At 36.4% G+C, this 1,446-nt stretch carries 1 protein-coding gene; it reads right to left on the bottom strand.

Annotated elements, in window-relative coordinates; all coding sequences use genetic code 11:
- Positions 1–36: 36 nt before the first annotated feature.
- Positions 37–1,391, bottom strand: a protein-coding gene (locus CO726_RS30890) for an IS3 family transposase (RefSeq protein ID WP_085959128.1) whose coding sequence is annotated in 2 segments (ribosomal slippage) — positions 37–938 and positions 938–1,391 — 1,356 coding nt in all. Because the reading frame shifts where the segments join, the coding sequence is not laid out codon by codon here.
- Between the last annotated feature and the right edge of the window lie 55 nt (positions 1,392–1,446).

Genomic DNA, 1,446 nt, shown 5'->3' on the forward strand with positions numbered 1-1,446 from the left:
TGAAGTGACCCCTAAAAGTTAGACACGGTTATTTCATTAGGCAGCTTGATAAAAGTGAGTCCGGTATTGTACCGGGCTCATTTTTAATTTTGCCTTAATCCGTTTCGTATTATAATAATCTATATATTTTTCTAATTCTATTTTAAAGTGCTCTACATTTTCAAATTCTTTTATGTAGAGGAACTCCGACTTCATAATCCCAAAGAAATTTTCTATTACTGCGTTGTCGTAACAGTTGCCTTTTCGAGACATACTCTGGACGATAGCTCTTGATTCAAGTGTCCGGACGTACTGTCTCATTTGATAATGCCATCCTTGATCTGAATGCATCAGTAGCTGGTGGGTTTCAGGTAAACGTTCCAATGCTTTCTCTAACATGTCTGAAACAAGCGAATACGTCGGTCTAGAACCAATTGTATAGGTAATAATTTCACCATTATACAAATCTAATACAGGTGATACATACAGTTTTTCTCCAAACAATTTAAACTCTGTGATGTCTGTTACCCACTTTTGATTCGGTGCATCTGTATGAAAATTACGCTCTAAAATATTAGGTGCAATTCTACCGACTTTTCCTTTATAGGATTTATATTTCTTCATACGCACAACACACTTTAACCCAAGCTCTTTCATAATGCGCTGAACCTTCTTGTGGTTCACTTTCTGGCCACGATTCGTTAATTCATCACGAATGCGACGGTAACCATAACGACCTTCATTTTCCTCATAAATCGCTTTAATCTCAGCTTTCAAATCGGCATCTACATCTGGACGATTCATTTTCTTTACTAAATCATAATACGTGCTTCGAGGAATAGTAGCTAGCTCCACGAGTGCCTTCACCGAATATTTATGCCTTAATTCATAGACTACTTGCGCTTTGTCTTGTTTTGTGATTTTTCCTTGTTTTGAACTAAGGCATTTAACTTTTTTAAGTACTCATTTTCCATCTCAAGCTGTTTAATGCGTGCTTCAAGTGCTTCGACTGATCCTTCAGCTAAAGGTTGTTTTAATTGTTTATTTGAATCTTTTTTCATGGATGGACGCCCCTTTTTCTTAGATTGAAGGGCATCAATTCCTTGTGTTTCGAGCTGTTTTTTCCAAACAGAAATCGTTGAAGGGGCAGGAATATTAAAGATAGCTGCCGTCTCAAATAAGGACATACCGTTTTCAATCATAAAGTTTAGTACGTCTAGTTTAAATTGTTGTGTGTAATTTGTACATCGTTTTAGAAAAGCTTCCAGACCATTCTGTTTATATTGGTTTACCCAATTCAAAATGATTGTGTCACTTATACCGAGCGATCTACCCATTTCTCGATAACTTTCATTTCCGTTCAAATAACGTAGAACGATTTGTATTTTTTCATCAGCTGTAAATTTAGCCATAGAAAAACTGCACCTCCAATTGTTAGACTGTGTCTAACAATTGGGGTGCAGTTCA

The organism is Bacillus fungorum (genome assembly GCF_002746455.1).
GTDB classification, from domain to species: Bacteria; Bacillota; Bacilli; order Bacillales; family Bacillaceae_G; genus Bacillus_A; species Bacillus_A fungorum.